General features: G+C 42.3%; 3 protein-coding genes. 1 reads left to right on the forward strand and 2 read right to left on the reverse strand.

Annotated elements, in window-relative coordinates:
* On the forward strand, positions 1 to 1464 hold a 1464-nt coding region (locus LC574_RS30960; RefSeq protein WP_229457414.1), incomplete at its 5' end, for a cell wall metabolism sensor histidine kinase WalK.
* A 150-nt stretch (positions 1465 to 1614) separates the two neighbouring features.
* Here the strand turns inward: LC574_RS30960 and LC574_RS30965 are convergent.
* A complete protein-coding gene (locus LC574_RS30965) occupies positions 1615 to 2484 on the reverse strand; it encodes a type II CAAX endopeptidase family protein (protein WP_229457415.1) in 870 nt (289 codons plus the stop codon).
* Between the two features lie 185 nt (positions 2485 to 2669).
* On the reverse strand, positions 2670 to 3107 hold the full coding sequence (locus tag LC574_RS30970; RefSeq protein WP_094350106.1) for an AbrB family transcriptional regulator: 438 nt from the start codon (positions 3105 to 3107) through the stop codon (positions 2670 to 2672).
* Positions 3108 to 3685 lie beyond the last annotated feature (578 nt).

Here is a 3685-nt window from a genome sequence, read left to right on the forward strand (position 1 = left end):
CGTCTCGCCCTTTGGTATACTACTGTCACTGCTGTATTACTACTACTGTTTGCCAGTGGAGTTTATTTATACGTCCGCAGTACACTGATTGAACGCATTGACGATACCCTTAACCATGTAGTAGAAATAGTGGAGCGTTGTCTCACAACAAGCCCCTGTGCATCTAAGCTCATATTTGAGCCAATTAATGCTGATGCAGATAAATTTCGCATTAATGTAGAAGCCAGTTTTCGTGACAATACCGACACCGTAGAAGATGACCACATAGACCTAGAATGGTTTAGTCCGACTGGCGAATTACTCTGGTCAACGCTATCCGAACCCCTAAATATTCCCATTCATGCCAACCGCACTGGTGAAACTGTGCGCGTAGTTAAGGAAGAGAAAAAAAAAGGCAAAGATGATAAACTCCTCACTCCTAACTCCCCACTCCCTACTCCCCACTCCCCACTCTTATTACGGCAAGTTACCCAACGGGTGGAAGTGGGGCGGCAAGTATTAGGATATCTGCGTGTTAGTCATCCCTGGTTTGAAGTAACTAAACCCAGTCGCCAGTTAATTTTTGATTTAGCGCTAGGTATTGGGTTAATGCTAATTTCTGTGGGCGCAAGTGGCTGGTTTCTTTCGGGTAAAGCGATGGAACCTGTAGGGGAGTCTTATCAACGCCTCAAACAATTTACTGCTGATGCTTCTCATGAACTTAGAAGTCCCATTACTTTGATTCAAACCAATGTGCAAGTTGCTCTTGCTGACTTGGATTTAGCAGAGACAGAAGCGATTAATTCTTTGCAGTATCGACAACAATTAAAGGTGGTGGAACGGTTAACGCAGCGTTTGGGTAAGTTAGTTAATGACTTACTGTTCTTAGCACGACAGGATAGTGGTATTAGCAAAGATACTTTTTCACCTTGTCCGCTAGATGCCTTGCTGATGGAGGTGGTTGAAGAACAACAATTGTTAGTCCCTGAAAAAAAAATCGCTCTTTCTCTAGACTTAGTTGACCCTCCCGCCTCCGAAACTAGCCCAGAATTACTGGAAAATTGGTTTACCCTTGTGGGCAATTGGGATCAACTGGTGCAATTGTTCACAAATCTGATTGCTAATGCCTTGCATTACACTCCAGCAGGTGGACGGGTGAAAGTGGAATTGGCACGGATAGAGGCAATAAATCGCGTTTCTGGGCTACGTTATACCAGCGCCCAGTTGCAAGTTAAAGTGAGTGATACTGGTGTTGGAATTCCAGCAGAAGCACTACCACGCTTGTTTGACCGCTTTTATCGGGTAGATCCGGCACGGACTCATACAACTGGGAATACAGCTACAGCCAGTGCTACTGGTTCAGGATTGGGATTAGCGATCGCTCAAGCTATTGTCGAACATCACCAGGGTCATATTCAAGTTGAAAGCACTCAAGGCATTGGCACTACGTTCACTGTCACTTTACCAATAACTCTTGAGTCTTAATTTGTCGTGATACTGACACTAATCCCTGTGCGTTCTGCATACTGTTCACTGATTTAATAATGCATGGCTTGCCCGTCTTTGCAAGATATTATTTGAAAGGCAAGCTTCGTTTGCAAGCTCGCCTCTCAAATATTGCACCTTCACGCAAAGTTAAAAATACCTAGAGAAAAGCCAGATAATTACTCCAGTTCCCAAAACACAAATAATTCCTGCCAAGCCAGCTAGGGGTTTTTTATTCTTACCTGTGAACCAGTCAGAGACTTTACCTGTATAAGTAATTAATTCTGCTGTGTCTATGGTAGCGATCGCCCATATCCATCCTGCGTGCAGTCCCCAAGCTAAACCCAAATTGTTGCCATCGGCAAAGCGTGCCAACACCAGCACCATTCCCATCAGCCACAATCCAGGGAGTTGAGGTGCGGTTTCACGTTGCTCCCAAACTAGGTGTAGCAAGGCAAATATCAAACTAGAAATTGCTGCTGCTACCCAAACTGGATAATCCTGCGTTAATTCAGTAAACAGGAAACCGCGAAAAACTAACTCTTCTATCCCACCGACTAATAACGCTATCAAGAAAATCGGTAGCAAGATGGGTAGCACTAACTTGAAATTCGTCTTTTCAAAAGAACACCAGCCTAACCCAAATTGCCCACTAAATACAATAGCTAGGCTTATCACTCCCAAAGCAAAACCTAGTGCTAAAGAACCAAGAGTTGAAAGATTTCCAACAAAGCCGTAATCCGAAAAAGATTTATTGGTAAGCCAACTAATTCCCCACAGAATTAGGGGAGCTAATAGGTAGAGTGACACCAATAACGGCATCTTTTGCTCTGGCTGTAAAGGTTTAGGGGGTTGCCAATTGAGCAATATTGCTGATACTGTTGCCACTGGCAACCAGCAAACTATCCAGAAAATAAAAAATGCCATCACTACAACTAGTGCTGGTGCATTTTCCATAAACGCCAGTAAAGCGTTGACAGGAGACTCAAAGTAAGTTATCAAAATAAACGAAAAAAACACGATAGACTTATTGCACTATAGATTTCTTGCTGATTAATCAAGACTCTACTAAATTTGGTGACTTCTGCAAGGGGTCTAATCGTATTTTTTACTTGTGACAAAATTTTCTAAATAGAGCTACTAGTTTGCTGTCGGGGTAAGGACAAGTTATCATCACCTGAAACTTATCCCTACCATCAGCAAATTTACTCTTCGTCTTCCAAATCTTCATCCGATTCGTCGGAGTCTATATCTTGTGAGGTTAGTTTTTTGTCACTTTCACCCAGTTGAATCAGGTGAATATGTTTATATCCCAACCTAATTTCAAACTCATCTCCAGCCTTTAAGCCCATTGCTTTGGTATATGTCGCACCAATCACAATCTGACCATTTTGATGGACACTAACCCGATATGTCGGTTCACGACCACGACCATCTTTAGGTGCTTCTGGACTTAGAGGAATCCCTCTAGCCGATAGCAAAGCGTCATAAAAATCAGTGAGATTGACACGAACCTGGTTATTCTTAGTAACAGTGTAATAGCCGCACTGTTTAGCTCTTTCTCGGCGTGGTAAAGTGGAAAGTTCTTTTACTTTAGCAAGTAGTGCTTTTCCGGTTAATGGCGCGGTTGCAGTTTCAGTCATTATACTCAAATTTTCCTTACTCTCTCCAAACTGAAAAACGATGTAGTCAAATGCTGGCATTTGGCTTTTTAGCATTTGCATAGAGCTACTTAGGACTCTAGTGTAACGGGTCAATTACTGCCGATAGGAGCCAAAAGCACTTCTATATATGGTTGTCCACAACCAATTAAAGGTCATAGTTGCCATAGAAATTAATTTTGCTGATTTCACGGCACTTTTAACCATTATTCGCCATCAGAAATGAAATTATTTTCTCTTTTGGCGCTACTGTAGCGGTGTAACTTTCAGCCACCTTTACAAATTGGGTTAATTCTACTCCAAATAAGTCGTAGATCCCAAAAAATGCAGGTTTTCCACTTTTAGTGGTTGCCCTTCTGGTCAATGAGCAGGTAGAGTTTTTTTTACTCATCCTCTCAAGCTTAGGACAGCATAGTATTTCAATAGAGTCCTACGGGCTTATGCCCTTTTGTCCTGCCAGTAGAGACGCGAATTTTCTTGTCTCTACATTACGATTCAACAAAGCAGTAGTAGAATTAACCCAATTTGTAAAGGTGGCTGAAAGTTACACCGCTACAGTA

Source organism: Nostoc sp. CHAB 5715, assembly GCF_020829685.1.
Classification (GTDB): domain Bacteria; phylum Cyanobacteriota; class Cyanobacteriia; order Cyanobacteriales; family Nostocaceae; genus Nostoc.